The organism is Anoxybacillus sp. B2M1 (assembly GCF_001634265.1).
Classification (GTDB): Bacteria; Bacillota; Bacilli; order Bacillales; family Anoxybacillaceae; genus Anoxybacteroides; species Anoxybacteroides rupiense.
The window spans coordinates 522,129-539,654 of sequence record NZ_CP015435.1; the positions used below are offsets into that span (position 1 = coordinate 522,129).

The following is a 17,526-nucleotide window of genomic DNA, read 5'->3' on the forward strand; positions in this document are numbered from 1 at the left end:
GTCGAAATTTCTCGTATATTGTCTGTCGAAAAATCTTGCCACTCCCTTTTCTCCTCGCTACAATGTTTTTGAACCATGGATAGATAAAGGGAGAATACGATGAAACCACGCAAAAGGATGAAACAACTTAGAAAATGGTTCATTTGGAGTCTGGCTTTTTTGTTAATTTTGACTAGCCTCCCAGTGGAGGGGTGGGCGGAAGCGATTCACGCTCAGGCGGACAACACCGCCAAGCCGTCACCGTCCCGAGTGCCGCCCGCTCCTTCCTTTCAGCTTCAGCCTGGGGAGCTTATGGAACAACGGACCGAGAGAACCAAGGTATTCTATAATGGAGACGGCACGTTTACCAAGCACATTTATTTTGAACCGATTCACCTAAAGAAAAAAGGGGAGAAACGGTTTGAAGAGATATCCCCAGGTTTAATGGATCGTTCCGATCGCCCCAATGTGGTGGAAACGGATCGTACGATGCTCGAGACGGATTTTTATAAAAAAATGGTGAACGGGGAATATGCGACCTTTCATTACAATGGCTCCTCGATTTCGTACTCGATTGTCGAAGCATCGGGAGAGGGCGTCCCACCGATCCGAGCCAAGGATGTAGTCGCTACCTATCAGAAAAAAGACAATAAAATTCTTCATAAAAATGTATTTCCACATATAGATTTACAAAATATCGCCTTTAATGAATCGACAAAAGAAGATATCGTGCTTCGTTCTTTTAATGGGTATCATATTTTTAAATTTCATTTGAAAACGGACTTACACGCAGCCGTTCAAGAGGACGGTTCCATTTTATTTACCAACCAGAAAAAAGAAAAGGTGTTTGAACTGCCGAAGCCTTTTATGGTCGATTCCAATCTTGATGAGCGTTCAGGAGAGGTGCAACGGTCTGAACAGGTCACGTATGAGCTTCAACCGGATGATCAAGGGTATATCTTAACGGTCACGGCCGATCCAGAATGGTTGAAAGATCCGAAGCGAGTGTATCCTGTCTATATTGATCCGAGCACTTCCATTCAGCTATCGACGGATACCTTTGTGATGAGCGCGTATCCGACGACGAACTATAGTTCTGCTTCGAGTAAGTGGGACTCTGCACAAGGACAATATGTGCTCAAAGTAGGCTATTATGATGGAACGACAGGGACGTGTTACGGGTTTTTAAACCCGGATATTTCTAGTGTCAAGAACATGAATGTGACCAGCGCTACATTCAATGTGTATGTGCCCCACTCCTACTATGCTACAACAGCCACCGGCTTATGGTTGGACGCGGTCAACGGCTCGTGGTCGGCGAGCACTTTAACATGGAATAATCAGCCTTCTTCTACCAATATCGGCAAGGTCGATGTCGCCAGAGACCAATGGGCGCAATTTAATGTCACCAATACGGTTAAAGAATGGGCAGCTGGAACCAAACCGAATTATGGCTTGAAACTTCATACGAACGGAAATGGACAAACATATTGGAAAAAAGTTGTCTCTTCCACGAACAGTAATTATAAACCCTATTTGTCTGTCACGTATACGATCCCCGTTCCAAATACACCGACAGGAACGGCCTACAGTAATGGGGATGGAACCGGCTATGTCGATCTATCATGGAATCCCGTTCTGGGCGCAACCGGGTACAAAGTATGGATTTATAACGGGAAAGAGTATGAGTCGTTTAGTGTCGGAAACGTGACCTCTTGGAGCACAAAAGGAAAGAAGATTTGGCCGACGGCTTCAGAAATCAGCGCGGGACGCTATGATTTGCATCAGGACGGCTTAGGAACCGAATTAGCTGTGGATCCGTCTCCTGTCTATCGCAATTCAGGAGGAAGCTATCCGAATAGTAAGAACTATTGGTTCCGTGTCAGCGCGATCTTCCCTCAAGGGGAAAGCGCGGTATCAGAGGCCTATATGCCCGCCATTCCGAATTTAGCGAAGCCATCCGCTCCGACAGGAAAAAGCTATACCAATGGAGATGGAACCGGCTATATAGATGTTCAATGGAACCCGGTGAGTGGCGCGACGGGATATAAAATTTGGATTTTTAATGGAGCCTCCTATGAATCGCTCAACGTCGGAAATGTGACGTCGTGGACCACCAAAGGGAAAAAATATTGGCCGACTCCGGCAGAGGTGGACGCTGGTCGCTATCAGCTGCATTTAAATGATAGCCGCGGGGCCGAACTGCCTGTGGATCCTTCTTGGACCTACGCCAACGCAGGAACGCGATATGAGAATTCAACGAACTACTGGATTCGGGTCAGTGCCTATAATTCACAAGGGGAAACGGTCTTTTCGGAGGCGTATATGCCGAGAATTCCGGACTTATCCGTACCGCCCGCCCCTTCTGGATTTGCTTACGCCAATCAGGTAGGCAGCCAATCTGGTTATGTGATGCTGGACTGGGACAAAATAGAGGGAGCCACAGGGTACAAGGTTTGGATGTTTAACGGGCTTTACTATGAAGCCTTTGATGTAGGAGATGTAGACCATTGGACGACACAAAATAAAGGAATTTGGCCGACGCCACAGGAAATTGAACAAGGCGATTCGAATACGTTAACATTGCATCATGATGGACAAGGAGTCGAACTGCCGAAAGATCCTTCGCCTATGTATGCGAAAATGGGAACCAAATACGCAACGAGCACGGGTTATTGGTTCCGGCTTAGTGCCTACAACGCTGAGGGGGAAACGATTTTCTCTGGGAACGCATTCACGGTGAAAATTCCGGAGGCGAATGAGTATTTAGGGAAGGAAGAATACTGGTCCATTATCGATGTTCCTTACGGAAGCGTCAATGCCGCCACTGGAAATCTCATCATCGACGAAGATGATCTTTCGATTTCTGGAAGAGGCCCGGAGCTTAGAATCACAAGAACCTACAATAGTTTATCCGCATCGACCGGGTTATTCGGAAAAGGATGGCATAGCGATGCGGAAATGACGATTGTGGCTCAAGGAAATGAAGCCCGATTTATAGACGAAGATGGGACGCTCCATCGATTTACGAAATTATCCGATGGCACCTATAAAGCGCCAACAGGGGTTTACTTGGAATTAAGTGAAACGACAAATGAATATATACTGACGACTAAAGATCAAACGAAGCTATATTTTCAAAAAACAGATGGAAAGGTAACCAAAATCGTGGATGGTCATGGAAATACCACCGCCTATGGTTATGCCAATGGAAAGGTAGTGTCTATCACGGATGCGTCCGGAAGAAAACTGGATATTCAGTACAACTCGAACGGAAAAATTGAAAAAATCACCGACCCGATGAACCGGACCATCACATATGAGTATGAGAATGATCAGTTAACCAAAGTGACCCAAACGGGCGGAGAAATCACCAGATACCAATATAATGAACAGGGACGGTTGGAAAAAGTATTCGAACCGACGCATACGGAGGATAAGCCGGTTGTCAATCAGTTCGTATATGACGGAGGCCGGCTCCATCAAGTGATCGACCCGGAGAATCACACGTATACATTAAGCTACGATTCGACGAAACGGCAGCTGGTCATGGAGAAACCGAATGGCCGCAAAACCCGCTACACCTTTAATGAGGCCGCCAACCCGATTGAAATCGTGGAGGATGTCGGCGGTTTAAACATTACGACCAGTTATGTTTACGAAGGAAATAACTTAAAGGAAACACGCGATCCCAATGACCAACATGCGGCGAACCCTACTGAATCGTATACGTATGACGCCAACGGAAATGTATTAACGGCGAAAGATAGTTATGGGACGGAAACCTACCAGTATAACCAAAATCATGATGTGGTCTCCATGAAAGATACGGAAGGCGATACCACCACGATTGCCTATGATGGCTTAAATCCGGTATCCGAAACCGATCAATCGGGAAAAACGTCTTCTGTAGCGAAGTACGATGCCTATGGCAACATCATTGAGGAAAGTGATACATTAGGTAGTGCGACGAATTTACTCTCTAATCCTAGCTTTGAACAGGGAACGACCGCTTGGAATTTGCTTCGTTCGAATGACTCTGGACAGTTACAGGAAGATACGAATGTCTATAATGGATTGACGGGACGGAAAACGCTAAAAATCACGGTGAACTCCACGTCGCCTGCCACCGAACTGGGCTATGTGGCGGCCACCCAAGAAATTGCAATCAAACCGAACGTCACATATACATTAAGTGGAAAAATGAAAACGAACTTAACGAAAGCCCATGCGTTTTTTAATATCGAACTTTTAGATAGCCAAAATCGCCGGATTTCTTGGATAGACAATCGCTATAGCCAATTGACGGGCACAAGACCTTGGACGGATCGACAACTGACCTTTAAGACGCCTGCGAATGCGGTGAAAGTGCGCATCTATTTAGAGATCGATCACCAATCACCAACCGCATCAGGGGAAGCGTGGTTTGATACTGTTCAATTCGAGGAAGCGCAGGTTTCTTCGAGCTACAACCCAGTATTAAATAGCAGTTTTGAAGGAAACGTTGCGAATTGGAGCGGAACGGGCGGAAGCGTAGACAATATGGAATCATTCGATGGGTCTTACTCCCTCAAAGTATCGAGAACGAGCACCACGCAGTCCGCGAGTGAATATAAGCAGACCGTGATCGTAGGGCAAACTTCGAGTGATACGCCGCTTCGTCTGACACTCACCGGTCTTTCCAAAGCGCAGGATGTCAAAGCCAATGGAACCGTGAGCCCAAGCGATTATTCGATTACCGCGAAAGCGTATTTTGTCGACGGAACGACCCAAACGTATACGGCAGATTTTCCGATCGGCACGCAAGAGTGGAACCGTGCCGCCGTTTCGATTCAGCCTTCCAAGCCAATGGATAAAATCGACCTATCCGCTGTCTTCCGCGGCAATTACACCGGAACGGTCTGGTTTGACGCCATTCGCTTAATGGAAGGAAACGTTGTCACGAAAAACAAGTATGACGCCAAAGGCAACTATGTGGAGGAAGAAACAGATGAAGCCGGGTATGTCACGAAAAAGAGCTATGATGCGGTAGGAAATCTGTTAAGTGAATATGATGAGAAGGGACATCAAAAACAGTACAAGTATGACCCATCCAATCGTTTAAAACAACTCCTATTGGCGAATGGAACGTCCGTCCACTATGATTATGACTTGAACGGCAATATGACTTCGAAAGTCATTCAAACGAGCAGCGGTCCGTCACAAGGATTTACCTATTCGTATGATAAGACGGGAAAACTCCTGAAAACGGTTGGTCCATTAAATGACGTAACAACCAATGAGTATGATGCCAACGGCAATAAAATCAAAACCGTCTTGCCGAAAGGCAACACGATTCAATGGACGTATGACGGAACGGAACGAGTCAAGACCATTTCCTACAACAACGTCCCGTATTACGAATTTAGTTATGATAAAAATGGGAATGAACTTTCGGTTCAATACTTAAAAGACGGCACGACGAAGACTAGAAAGTTTGATGAGAAGAACCGTGTGACGGAGCAATCCGACCGCGGCGGAGTCCAAAAATGGACGTATCCGACCACCTCGGATAAATTGCAACAGTTCCTGTTCTCGCACGGATCATTTAGCCAAACCGTCACCTACCAATACAACGCGTTGGATCAAAATACGGTTGTTCAAGATGGAACGTATACGTACCGTTTGGATTATGACGAAAGAGGCCATGTCCGCACGTTTACCACCGGAAATGAAGCGGGTGCCACCTTTACGTATGACGACCGCGGCTTGGTGAACAGTCTGGTGGTGGGAACGGCGAACGGAACCGAGTTATTGGCGGAAACGTACCGTTACGACGAAAACGGCAATCGGACCCGAATCGAAACGTCGAACGGGGACGTCACGGTGTACAGCTATGATGAGCTCGATCAGTTGAAGACCGAACAATGGCCAGATGGAACGACGATCGAGTATACGTACGATGGATTCGGGAACCGGACGAAAATCGTGAAAACGAAAGACGGATCATCGACGACGACGACGGCCGATTATAATGCGGCGAATCAATTGGTTCGTTTCGGCGATGAAACGATCACGTACGATGCGAACGGCAACCGGACCGAAGACAGTGAGTACCAATATGAATGGAACGAAGCCGATCAGCTTGTCGCTATCACTCGAAAAGGCGAAAGCGCGCCGTTTGTCACATACAAATATGACGACGACGGCCGCCGCATTCAAAAGAACGTCAATGGCGTGGTGACGAACTACCACTACCAAGGCGACGGCCTCAACGTCTTATATGAAACCGACGCAAGCGGAAATGTGGTACAATCATATGTATACGGAGAAAACGGCCAGCTGTTGGCGATGAAAAAAGGCGGGGCGACGTACTTCTACCACTATAACGCGCATGGCGATGTCATTGCTTTGACCGATGCGCAAGGAAATGTGGTGGCCCGTTACGAGTACGACACATGGGGCCAACTTCTTTCAAAATCCGGTGAGATGGCAACCGAAAACCCGTATCGCTACGCGGGATACCAATATGATGAAGAGACGGGACTCTACTATCTGATCGCCCGATACTACCACCCGACCCATGGCGTGTTCTTGTCTATGGACCCTGATCCAGGAGATTCGGACGATATCTTGACGCAGAACGGCTACACATATGCGAACAACAACCCGGTGATGCTGGTCGATCCGGATGGGCATTTTGTGTGGATGGCGATTAATGCGGGATTTGCGGCGTATGATGGGTATAAGGCCTTTAAAAAAGGCGGTTGGAAAGCGGCGGCGATTGCCGTTGGCGTAGGGCTTGTTGGTGGTGCGGCTTTTAAAGGTGCCAAAATTGCGTATAGGGTGTATAAAGCTAGACGGGCTCTAAATTTTGCTAAAGTTACTAGAAAGGCTGTAGCTGGAAAAATAACAGGATATACTAAACATGGTTTAGCACAGGCTATGCAAAGAGATGGTGGTAGAGGAGTGGCTCCTAAAGCTATTCTAGATGCAACTAGAACCCCAAAGAAAGTGGTTCAACAGTCAGGAGGAAGAACGAAATATGTGGGTAAGAATGCGGTTGTAGTTCTAAATAAGAACGGAAAAATAATTACTACTTACGCAAAGGGCTCAAAAGGTATAAGGAGGAAGTAAATGTTAAAGCTAAGCGCAGATATGTTACTTTTATTAAGAGAATGCTTGGAATCCCGTAGACCCGACCTTCTGTGGGTTTTAAATAATGAAATTAATATAAATGAAACCTTAGGTAACGAATTGAGAGATATTGTAAATGAAGAGTTTTTGGAAAAAGGATTAAATAATGATGATGAACCAAATGAGCTGGGGATAAAATTAGAGAGATTAATAGACGAAATTGGAAGGTGTTTTATGTAAGTATGTCTGTTTAAAAGGTGAGATTTCCCAGATTTACGATTTATAATCGTGAATTAATCCTTAGAAGACAAATTCTCTTGAAGTTTTTCGATTAGAGTAATAGGTATGTGTCGAAAGAGAATGTGGCATGGGACTTTGAATCATAATGGTAGAATTATACAGGTTAGACCTGATACTAAATTTACTGGTGGTGCCAAGGTTCACTATCGTTTTGATAGGAATGGGAACTATATTGGAAAGTGGTGAAAAAATGAGACAACCAACAAAAGAGGAAGTGGTTGATAAACTAAAAATGATTTTACAAGGAAAGCTAACAAGAGAAGAAGCAGCAGATTGGGCTTCAGAATATGTCATGCAGGATGAGCCAAATATATCAGATGAAACTGTTTGGGAACTTTTACAAATTGTTTCCGGAGTTGATTTAAAAGATGGTCCGGATGAATACCTACATGTAGAACAAGACGTTATGGATTGGATAACCAAGTATAGCGATTAAAAATATTAAAAAAACCTTGATTGGTTATGTGCCTTTCAAGGTTTTTCAATTTCAAGCCTAACAGATCTATCAAAGAGATGAAGGTGTTTATAATCGAGGAACTGATGAGGGGAACTACATTTTATTAGAAATTTAAGAAAGAATGGTTGGAGTTTTGAGAGAAAGGGAAGTATATTTAGGTTAACTAAAAATGGAGCTGCATACATTGTGCGTGCCAAGGACAAAAACTGGCATGGATGGACGGCAGAGTATTTTCCAAAAGGACATAAAGGCGCCGCACCTTTAAAAATTCGGTTAGGTGATAAAGAATGAACTTGAAAGAACTATTTATTAAAGCCGAAAAAGAGTATTTAGAGATAAAAGAAATTTTAAGTACAACATTTCAGCTTCAATGTGAATTGCCAGATCAAGTATTCCAAAGGGGGTATGGTAGTTTTCTTTTTGGGAAATATAACTATTTATTTAAAGAAGAGTTTTGGAATAGCATTCAAGAGTTGTCTAAAATATCAGGCGATTCATATGTCCTATTAGCAGAACTGGAAAATTATTATAACGAAAAAATGGGATGGTATGAATGTGTTAAAATTCCAGTTGAACTCACTTATGAACATTATTTAGACATTTTCAACACGGAAGAAAGCGATAATGGAAAATTTGGTTTGGTTCATTATGGTTTTTATTTCGTTTTTACTTCGCCGTCTTTGCAATGGGGAATCTGGGCGGAAAGAGATATTGAAACTTATGTGTTTTCGTGCAAAGAAAATTTTAAATCTAAACTTGCTGAAATTCGATTGCCAGGCGCTTTTCAGCTAAAAGAGGTTACCAATCATATTAATTCAGTCTATTATGACGAGGAGGAGGCTAAAAAGTTTTGCGAGAAGTTATTAAGGAACTACAAAAATTAGGAATTTGTAGCTAATACCATTTCAAAACTTAAAGGGTGAAGACAATTTTTGAAAAGCAGGAGAAATTCTATTCTCTTGCTTTTCTATTTTAATTACGGTGCCAGACATGTGCCGGGAAAAGGCGAAAGCACGCCGTTTGTGACCTACCAATATGATGAAGATGGCCGCCGCATTCAAAAGAACGTGAATGGCGTCGTGACGAACTACCACTACCAAGGCGACAGCCTCAACGTCTTATATGAAACCGACGCGAGCGGAACTGTGGTACAATCATATGTATACGGAGAAAACGGCCAACTGTTGGCGATGAAAAAAGGCGGGGCGACGTACTTCTACCACTACAACGCCCATGGCGATGTCATCGCCTTAACCGATGCGCAAGGAAATGTGGTGGCCCGTTACGAGTACGACACATGGGGCCAAATTCGTTCTCAAACGGATGCCCTAGCAACCGAAAACCCGTATCGCTATGCGGGATACCAATATGATGAAGAGACGGGACTCTACTACTTGATCGCCCGTTATTACCACCCAACCCATGGCGTGTTCTTGTCCATGGACCCTGATCCAGGAGATTCGGATGATATTTTGACGCAGAACGGCTACACATATGCGAACAACAACCCGGTGATGCTGGTCGATCCGGATGGGCATTTTGTGTGGATGGCGATTAATGCGGGATTTGCGGCGTATGATGGGTACAAAGCCTTTAAAAAAGGCGGTTGGAAAGCAGCAGCGATTGCCGTTGGCGTGGGACTGGTTGGCGGTGCGGCGTTTAAAGGAGCCAAAATTGCGTATAGAGCATATAAAGCAGGTAAATTTTCAAAAACTTATAGGCTAGCGAAAAAAGTATCAAAAACATTTGGCGGAACTTTAGGAAGAACTAAAGGCGATGGATGGAAGGTAACTATTCCGGATGGTAGAAAACCTCTAGTTGTAAGAGTTATGAATAAAGGTGGAGTACGTAATAAACCGTACTTTAGAATAAGTAAAGATGGTCGAGGTTCTTTGACGTTAAATGGTGAGTGGTCTAGTCGTAGGGAACTCACACATATTACCGTATCGAGAAGATCCTATAAACAAATTGTGAGAGCGATTAATAAATACAGAGGATAGATGGGGTGAGTAATTAGTATGAGCTCGGAAAAATTAGTTACTTTACTAAATGAAATGTGGGCTAGCATAGTCGAAAGTTTTCATATTGATATTTTATACCATACGATTAGTCTAAAAGTTAAAGTAAGTGATACTAAGGGACATTATCAGATTATATTTAAGGGTGTTTCTTCTTTTTATTTCATAGAAAACTCTGGAGAATTCCGCCTAAATCCTATCGATCCAGAAGATGGGGATTACACTGAACTAACTTCAATTGATTATTATCAAAATGGAATAGGTAAAATTCATATTAGTTCAGCAAAAGAAATTTGGGTTGGTGAATATTTTTCTTCAGCTAATTTTGTACTTGAGTTTTGGGAGGCGTTATTATTTATCGAAGCAAAAAGTATAGTGATTAACGAGGAGGAGTTTCTAGTAGATTATCCACTTAAAGAGCAAAGTTAAAAACTTCTAAATTAATATTACAGAAATGGCTGTCCCATGTAGTATGAGGCAGCCATTTATTAATTAATATACGACAGACGGATCCCTATTACTTGATCGCCCGTTATTACCACCCGACCCATGGTGTGTTCTTGTCCATGGACCCTGATCCGGGAGATTCGGACGATATCCTCACACAAAACGGCTATACGTACGCGAACAACAACCCGGTGATGCTGGTCGATCCGGATGGGCATTTTGTGTGGATGGCGATTAATGCGGGATTTGCGGCGTATGATGGGTATAAGGCCTTTAAAAAAGGCGGTTGGAAAGCTGCGGCGATTGCGGTAGGTGTAGGGCTTGTTGGAGGTGCTGCGTTTAAAGGAGCTAAAATTGCGTATAGGGCATATAAAGCGAAAAAAGCTACAAAGTTTTTAGCCTATATAGGTCAAAAATCTAAATACATTAACATAACAAAAGGTAAAAGTGTTTATAATAGAGGAACTGATGTCAAGGTGCTATCTTTTGTTAGGAATTTGAGAAAATCTGGTTGGGGCTACAGACGCATTAAATCTCAAAATCAAGATGTACTCCTTTTTGAAAAAGATGGCACAAAGTATGCTCTTCGAAAATTTGCAAAGTCACATAGAGGTTGGACTGCTGATTACATTCCAAAAGGACACAAACGAGCAGCTTTAAAAATTCGACTAGGGGATGATTAAGTGAGCTCTGAAGAGTACTTTATTAAAAATCAAAATGAATATATTGAAATGAAAAAAACATTGAGCAATATTTTTATAATTAATCAATCAATGCCAAACCAGGTCTTTCGTGAAGGGTATGGCGGTTTTCTTTTTGGGGAATATGATGGTATGTTTCAAGAGGAGTTCTGGAATTCATTGAAACTATTGGCTCAAAAGTCAGGTGATCAATATATTTTACTGGCCGAATTAGACAACTACTATAATGAAAGAATGGAAAGGTATGAATGGGCAAAAATCCCGGTTAATCTTTCCTATGGAGATTATTTAGACATCTTAAATGCAGAACCCTTAGAGGATATTCATATTGGATTGGTTAACTATAGTTGTAAATTAGTGTTCACCTCACCATCTCTACAATGGGGAATTTGGGGAGAGTGGGAGCAGGAGCTCTATGTATTTGCATGCAAAGAAAATTTTACGTCTAAATTTAAAGACTCTACTTTAACGATCGCCTTTCAATTAGATGAAGATTTAGAAGATTACATTTATGCATCCTATCGTGAAAAGGAAGCCTCTAAATCATTTTGCGAGAAGTTATTAAGAAACTACAAAAATTAGGGATTTTCAGATAATACCATTTTAGAAATTAAAGGATAAAGGGAGTTTTGGAAAAGCAAGAGAACCCCCATTCCCTTGCTTTTCTATTCTAATCAATCAAGATAGGTACTGTGTCTAGTTTGCAGTGTATGAAGAGTATAAGATGTATAAAACCGAAGAATGATGAAAATATGCAGCTAAAAAGATGCATCTAGATTTAAAACGTTACGGAGTGTATGAGGATATACATTTTTAAAAGGGAGGGGTTCCATTGTCATCGGTACCACATTACCTGATTCCGATCCAAGCAAAGCTTGATGATTTACGTAGGATTTCCCAATCACAACATATACGAGTATTTGTAAGTTGTTCGGATTTAGATCCTGACTATCGGGAAGCTTTTAGCTGCACGCAAGTCGTACTGCAGGTGAATCATCAGGAATGTTATGTAGTGACGGCGGAGCAAACAGAAATCGCTTATAAAGCGGAGATTGATCATCTTCTCATTGTAAAGGAAAAAGAAATACCAACATTACAATCGTTCAATCCTAAAGAAAAATTAGAGTTTATCCAGATAAAAGAAATGCAATCTCAAAATGGATTTCAACTGATTACTTTTTTAGAAGAAGACTATTATTTTAACTCTAGTGGGCTAATTTTCACTTTTGAAGCAGGAGCAGCTCTTATGTTAGCCAATCATAATGAAAAAATTTTCATTAGCATTGGAAACACTCCGTATGTGCTCCTTACGACCTCAAACATCGAGGATATTCATAAGATTTTATTAAAAAGGGAGTTAAAGCCTTATACATTACAGATGAAACCTAGTATTTAAAAAAAGAGGAAGCGATCTTTTGGTTAGTATCGCAAGAACGGCGTCAAAGTGTTTCTTGGTCAGAGGTTATCCCGGGGTTTCGGGTATAACCTCTTTTTGTTATAAAAATACGATGACGCATTCAAAAGAACATCAATGGCGTGGTGACGAACTACCACTACCAAGGCGACAGCTTAAATATTCTGTACGAAACCGATGCAAGTGGAAATGTGGTACAATCGTATGTATACGGAGAAAACGGCCAGCTGTTGTCAATGAAAAAGGGCAATGTCACCTACTTCTACCACATACAACGCGCATGGTGATGTCATCGCGTTAACCGATGCGCAAGGAAATGTGGTGGCCCGTTACGAGTACGACACATGGGGCCAAATTCGTTCTCAAACGGATGCCCTAGCAACCGAAAACCCGTATCGCTATGCGGGATACCAATATGATGAAGAGACGGGACTCTACTACTTGATCGCCCGTTATTACCACCCAACCCATGGCGTGTTCTTGTCCATGGACCCTGATCCGGGAGATTCGGATGATATTCTAACCCAAAACGGCTACACATATGCGAACAACAACCCGGTGATGATGGTCGATCCGGATGGGAAATATGCTATAGTTCGTAAGTATATAAATAAGTATGATAAGGAATTTACAAGATGGAGCAAAAATAAGTATGTATCTAGAGAAGTTGGTAAGAGTGCTGCTAGCGGTGCGGTAAAAGGTGCAATTTTCGGAGGTTTAGCAGGTTCTGGATGGAGAGCGTTTATTAAATACATTAAAGTGGGAAAAGCTTTCGGAGGATTAGTCGGTAAAAAGACAATACCAAGAGTGGGGGCTATGGGAGGAGCTGTTATAGGTTATCATTTAGGAGCATCTAAAGGAGCTATTGGGGGTTATGGGAAACACTTGTTCGGGAAATTTTATGTTTGGAGCAAAAGTAAGTATAAAAGTTGGAGAAAAAATAGATAGGATCTTAAAAATTGTAAAGTAAGTAATCAAGGGGAGTGTATATGATTAAAATAAGTATATGAAAGGGTGAAGGGATTGTATTTACTGATATTTTGTTTCCTAAGTATAGGGATTACTTTGACTACTGTTTCTATATATAAAGTTATACAGGAAATCAAACGAGAAGAATCTAGGATTGGAAAATTACAAACCTTTCTACTAATTATATTTGATATATTTATTGAAAATCCAATATCTGGTACTGCAATTGCCTTTTTATTTGGTATGGCATCACTAGCTGCAGGTTTAATTTTTCTGTTATTAGTTATGTTTGATATGGCTGTATAACTTTAAGTAATCTAAAAACTGCGAAACTTATTTGTCTCAAAGTCTTTTCACAAAAATATTAATTAGGAGAGGAAAAGAAGTAAAGTTCTTTTCTAGTTATTCTATTATAATTACTATATACATCCAAATTGAAATTTTAACCTCTGGTTCACGCAATACACCCGATGCAGCGTAACACCTCATCAGGGTGCTGTAAGACGTATTGTTCAAAACGAGTAATCGACTGGGCCATGTCATTTTCATCTTTATGCAAGACGTTGGCGATGACTTCATCTTTCAGCCATTTCCATAACCGTTCAATGGGGTTTAAATGTGGGGAATACGGCGGCAAAAAGATAAAGTGAAATACAGCGCCTTCTTCACTCTCAAGGAAAGCTTGCACCATGTTGGCATGATGAATACGCGCATGGTCCAATACAAGCAAGATGAATCGATCCGAATATTTCTCTTTCAACAGGCGCAAAAAGTCTAGAAACGTCTCGGTATTGGCGGATGATGCACGATGAAACATGATATCGCCTTGTTGAACGTTGACGGCACCGAAAATCGACACGTGGGCATGGTGACCGTAGCTTGGCACTTGTTTTTGATTTCCCACTTCTGCCCATGTCGTACGAAACGCTTGATACGCGCGAACATGTGTCTCATCCACATAAAACATGGTGACGTTCTCGGTGATTAGTTTTTTTTATAAATTCAAGTTCCTTTTGAAAAGCAGCTTGATGTTCTGGATTACCTTTCACAAGCTTATAAGTCGGGCGCGTCCATGACAAGCGAAGACGATGTAACCACTTGCGAATGCCTTCACGTGACATCGAAACACCATACGTTTGTTGGATGTAAGATTGTAAAATACGTGTGTTCCATGACGAAGCAATGCCCCGACCGACCTCCACAGGGGTGGTGGTTAACACGAGTTGTCTGATTTCTTGTTGTTGTTCTTCCGTAAGAAACGGCACGCGACCAGGTGGCAAGCGACGATCGAGTAAATGATCGAGCCCTCCTTCATTAAACCGTGCCACATAGAGGGCAACCGATTGACGGCATCGATTAACCATTTTGGCGACATCTTTTCCGAGATGCCCTTCCATGACGAGACGAACGGCAGTAACCCGAGCACGAAGCAAAGCATCTTTGATTTTCCGTTCTTGTTTCCGAAGTGTTCGAGGTGTTCAGCCGTGATCATTCGTCATTTTAAGACGTTTCATGTCATGTCCGCTCCTTTTATACATGGGTATGTAGGAGCAGTATAACCATGGAAAAAGGTGTTCATACAGAAATCATTACTTTAAAGTGCATGTATATATTCTAATCAAGGAATCGGGTTCATGTCTCCTTTTTTGTATGAATGTAAATTTATGTTAGCGAATTTGCGCATCTACAGTTATATATCTATAAAAATGCTAGAGAGTTTGACTCTGCCTAGCATTTTTATTTTTTATACCTAATTTATAATGATGTATTTTCATTTTAATACTTAAAGGACGGCACGACGAAGACAAGAAAATTTGATCCGGCGAATCGAGTCATCGAACAGTCCAACCGCGGAGGATTACAAAAATGGACGTATCCGACCACCTCGGATAAATTGCAACAGTTCCTGTTCTCGCACGGATCATTTAGCCAAACCGTCACCTACCAATACAACGCGTTGGATCAAAATACGGTTGTTCAAGATGGAACGTATACGTACCGTTTGGATTATGACGAAAGAGGCCATGTTCGCACGTTTACCACCGGAAATGAAGCGGGTGCCACCTTTACGTATGACGACCGCGGCTTGGTGAACAGTCTGGTGGTGGGAACGGCGAACGGAACTGAGTTATTGGCGGAAACGTACCGTTACGACGAAAACGGCAATCGGACGAAAATCGAGTCCTCAACAGGAGAAGCGATCGTTTACCGTTATGATGCGCTCGATCAACTAGTGGAAGAGCAATGGCCGGATGGAACGACGATCGAGTACACGTACGATGGATTCGGGAACCGGACGAAAATCGTGAAAACGAAAGAGGGATCATCGACGACGACGACGGCCGATTATAATGCGGCGAATCAATTGGTTCGTTTCGGCGATGAAACGATCACGTACGATGCGAACGGCAACCGGACCGAAGACAGTGAGTACCAATATGAATGGAACGAAGCCGATCAGCTTGTCGCTATCACTCGAAAAGGCGAAAGCGCGCCGTTTGTCACATACAAATATGACGACGACGGCCGCCGCATTCAAAAGAACGTCAATGGCGTGGTGACGAACTACCACTACCAAGGCGACAGCCTCAACGTCTTGTATGAAACCGACGCAAACGGAAATGTGGTACAATCGTATATATACGGAGAAAACGGCCAGCTGTTGGCGATGAAAAAAGGCGGGGCGACGTACTTCTACCACTACAACGCCCATGGCGATGTCATCGCGTTAACGGATGCGCAAGGAAATGTGGTCGCTCGTTACGAGTACGACACATGGGGCCAGCTTCTTTCAAAATCCGGTGAAATGGCAGCCGAAAACCCATATCGCTACGCGGGATACCAATACGATGAAGAGACGGGACTCTACTACTTGATCGCCCGTTATTACCACCCAACCCATGTCGTGTTCTTGTCCATGGACCCTGATCCAGGAGATTCGGACGATATCTTGACGCAGAACGGCTACACATATGCGAACAACAACCCGGTGATGCTGGTCGATCCGGATGGGCATTTTGTGTGGATGGCGATTAATGCGGGATTTGCGGCGTATGATGGGTATAAGGCCTTTAAAAAAGGTGGTTGGAAAGCAGCAGCGATTGCCGTTGGCGTGGGACTGGTTGGAGGTGCTGCGTTTAAAGGAGCTAAAATTGCGTATAGGGCATATAAAGCGAAAAAAGCCAAAAAGCTTTTGGCTTATATAGGCCAAAAATCTAAATACATTAACAAAACAAAAGGTAAAAGTGTTCGTAATATAGGAACTGATGTAAAGGTACTATCTTTTGTTAGAAATTTAAGAAAATCTGGGTGGGGCTACAGACGTGTTAAATCCAAAACACAAGATGTACTCCTCTTTGAAAAAAATGACGCAAGGTATGTTGTTCGACGATATGCCGATTCATATGACGGTTGGACTGCTGAATACACTCCGAAAGGGCGCAAAAAAGCAACTCTAAAAATTCGGCTAGGGGATGATTAAATGAACCTTGAAGAGTTCTTTATTAAAAATAAAAACGATTATATTGAGATGAAAGAAAGATTGAGTAACATTTTTATACTTAATCAATCAATGCCAAATCAGGTCTTTCGTAGAGAGTATAATGGTTTCCTTTTTGGGGAGTATCACGGTATGTATGAAGAGGAATTCTGGAAGGGATTACAAATATTAGCTCGAAAGTCAGGTGATAAATATATTCTATTGGCGGAACTAGAAAACTATTATAATGAAAGAATGAAAAGATATGAATGGGCAAAAATCCCGGTTGATCTTTCCTACGAAAATTATTTAGACATCTTAAATGCAGAACCTTTTGAGAATATTTATATTGGGTTGGTTGACTATAGCTGTAAATTAGTGTTTACCTCACCATCTCTACAATGGGGGATTTGGGGAGAAAGAGATCAGGAGCTTTATGTATTTGCGTGCAAAGAAAATTTTAAGTCTAAATTTAAAGAATCACCCTTAACGGACGCTTTGCAGTTGAATGAAGCTTTAGATTATATTTATGCAGTCTATCATGACAAGGAAGCCGCTAAATCGTTTTGTGAGAAGTTGTTGAAAAACTACAAAAATTAATAGCTTGCAGATAATACCATTTCAAAAATTAAAGGATTAAGGTAACT

The 17,526-nt window shown here is 42.4% G+C and carries 10 protein-coding genes and 4 pseudogenes; 13 read left to right on the forward strand and 1 reads right to left on the reverse strand.

The window, feature by feature from the left end; all coding sequences use genetic code 11:
- Positions 1-99 precede the first annotated feature (99 nt).
- The 11 genes and pseudogenes from GFC28_RS02570 (at position 100) to GFC28_RS02620 (ending at position 13,707) form a co-directional block, all read left to right on the forward strand.
- Positions 100-7,095, forward strand: a complete 6,996-nt coding sequence (locus GFC28_RS02570; protein WP_066329477.1) for a DNRLRE domain-containing protein — start codon at positions 100-102, stop codon at positions 7,093-7,095.
- Positions 7,096-7,335 (forward strand): hypothetical protein, encoded by a 240-nt coding sequence (locus GFC28_RS02575; protein WP_044743717.1) that lies wholly within the window; start codon positions 7,096-7,098, stop codon positions 7,333-7,335.
- Positions 7,336-7,585: 250 nt separating this feature from the next.
- Positions 7,586-7,831, forward strand: a complete 246-nt coding sequence (locus tag GFC28_RS02580; RefSeq protein WP_044743719.1) for a hypothetical protein — start codon at positions 7,586-7,588, stop codon at positions 7,829-7,831.
- Positions 7,832-8,139: 308 nt separating this feature from the next.
- Complete coding sequence (locus GFC28_RS02585; protein WP_044743716.1) at positions 8,140-8,736, forward strand: hypothetical protein; 597 nt, start codon at positions 8,140-8,142, stop codon at positions 8,734-8,736.
- 117 nt (positions 8,737-8,853) lie between these two features.
- Positions 8,854-9,852 (forward strand): annotated as a pseudogene (locus tag GFC28_RS19660) (RHS repeat-associated core domain-containing protein); the annotation flags it as partial.
- Positions 9,853-9,870: 18 nt separating this feature from the next.
- The gene (locus GFC28_RS02595) at positions 9,871-10,299 is read left to right on the forward strand and encodes a YxiG family protein (protein WP_044744209.1); all 429 of its coding nucleotides are present in this window, start codon (positions 9,871-9,873) and stop codon (positions 10,297-10,299) included.
- A gap of 86 nt (positions 10,300-10,385) precedes the next feature.
- A pseudogene (locus tag GFC28_RS20180) lies at positions 10,386-10,538 on the forward strand (RHS repeat-associated core domain-containing protein); the annotation flags it as partial.
- Positions 10,539-11,000: 462 nt separating this feature from the next.
- Entirely contained in the window at positions 11,001-11,600 is a 600-nt protein-coding gene (locus tag GFC28_RS02605) for a hypothetical protein (RefSeq protein ID WP_044745802.1), read from the forward strand.
- A gap of 250 nt (positions 11,601-11,850) precedes the next feature.
- A complete protein-coding gene (locus GFC28_RS02610; protein ID WP_066329475.1) occupies positions 11,851-12,414 on the forward strand; it encodes a hypothetical protein in 564 nt (187 codons plus the stop codon).
- Positions 12,415-12,530: 116 nt separating this feature from the next.
- Positions 12,531-13,380, forward strand: a pseudogene (locus GFC28_RS20185) (RHS repeat domain-containing protein); the annotation flags it as partial.
- Between the two features lie 75 nt (positions 13,381-13,455).
- Positions 13,456-13,707 carry a hypothetical protein gene (locus GFC28_RS02620; protein WP_066329471.1) on the forward strand — a complete coding sequence of 84 codons (252 nt, stop codon included), beginning with the start codon at positions 13,456-13,458 and terminating at the stop codon, positions 13,705-13,707.
- A gap of 148 nt (positions 13,708-13,855) precedes the next feature.
- Here the strand turns inward: GFC28_RS02620 and GFC28_RS20190 are convergent.
- Positions 13,856-14,798: pseudogene (locus GFC28_RS20190) on the reverse strand (IS630 family transposase).
- 560 nt (positions 14,799-15,358) lie between these two features.
- Between GFC28_RS20190 and GFC28_RS02635 the strand changes: the two are divergent.
- Positions 15,359-16,882, forward strand: coding sequence for an RHS repeat domain-containing protein (locus tag GFC28_RS02635; protein ID WP_172798673.1), 1,524 nt, complete (start codon positions 15,359-15,361; stop codon positions 16,880-16,882).
- On the forward strand, positions 16,883-17,479 hold the full coding sequence (locus GFC28_RS02640; protein ID WP_044746045.1) for a hypothetical protein: 597 nt from the start codon (positions 16,883-16,885) through the stop codon (positions 17,477-17,479). It begins immediately after the preceding gene.
- Positions 17,480-17,526 lie beyond the last annotated feature (47 nt).

Coding starts and splice junctions, on each gene's coding strand:
- GFC28_RS02640 (WP_044746045.1), top strand. CDS start 16,883: ATGAACCTTGAAGAGTTCTTTATTAAAAATAAAAACGATTATATTGAG.
- GFC28_RS02585 (WP_044743716.1), top strand. CDS start 8,140: ATGAACTTGAAAGAACTATTTATTAAAGCCGAAAAAGAGTATTTAGAG.
- GFC28_RS02580 (WP_044743719.1), top strand. CDS start 7,586: ATGAGACAACCAACAAAAGAGGAAGTGGTTGATAAACTAAAAATGATT.
- GFC28_RS02595 (WP_044744209.1), top strand. CDS start 9,871: ATGAGCTCGGAAAAATTAGTTACTTTACTAAATGAAATGTGGGCTAGC.
- GFC28_RS02570 (WP_066329477.1), top strand. CDS start 100: ATGAAACCACGCAAAAGGATGAAACAACTTAGAAAATGGTTCATTTGG.
- GFC28_RS02575 (WP_044743717.1), top strand. CDS start 7,096: ATGTTAAAGCTAAGCGCAGATATGTTACTTTTATTAAGAGAATGCTTG.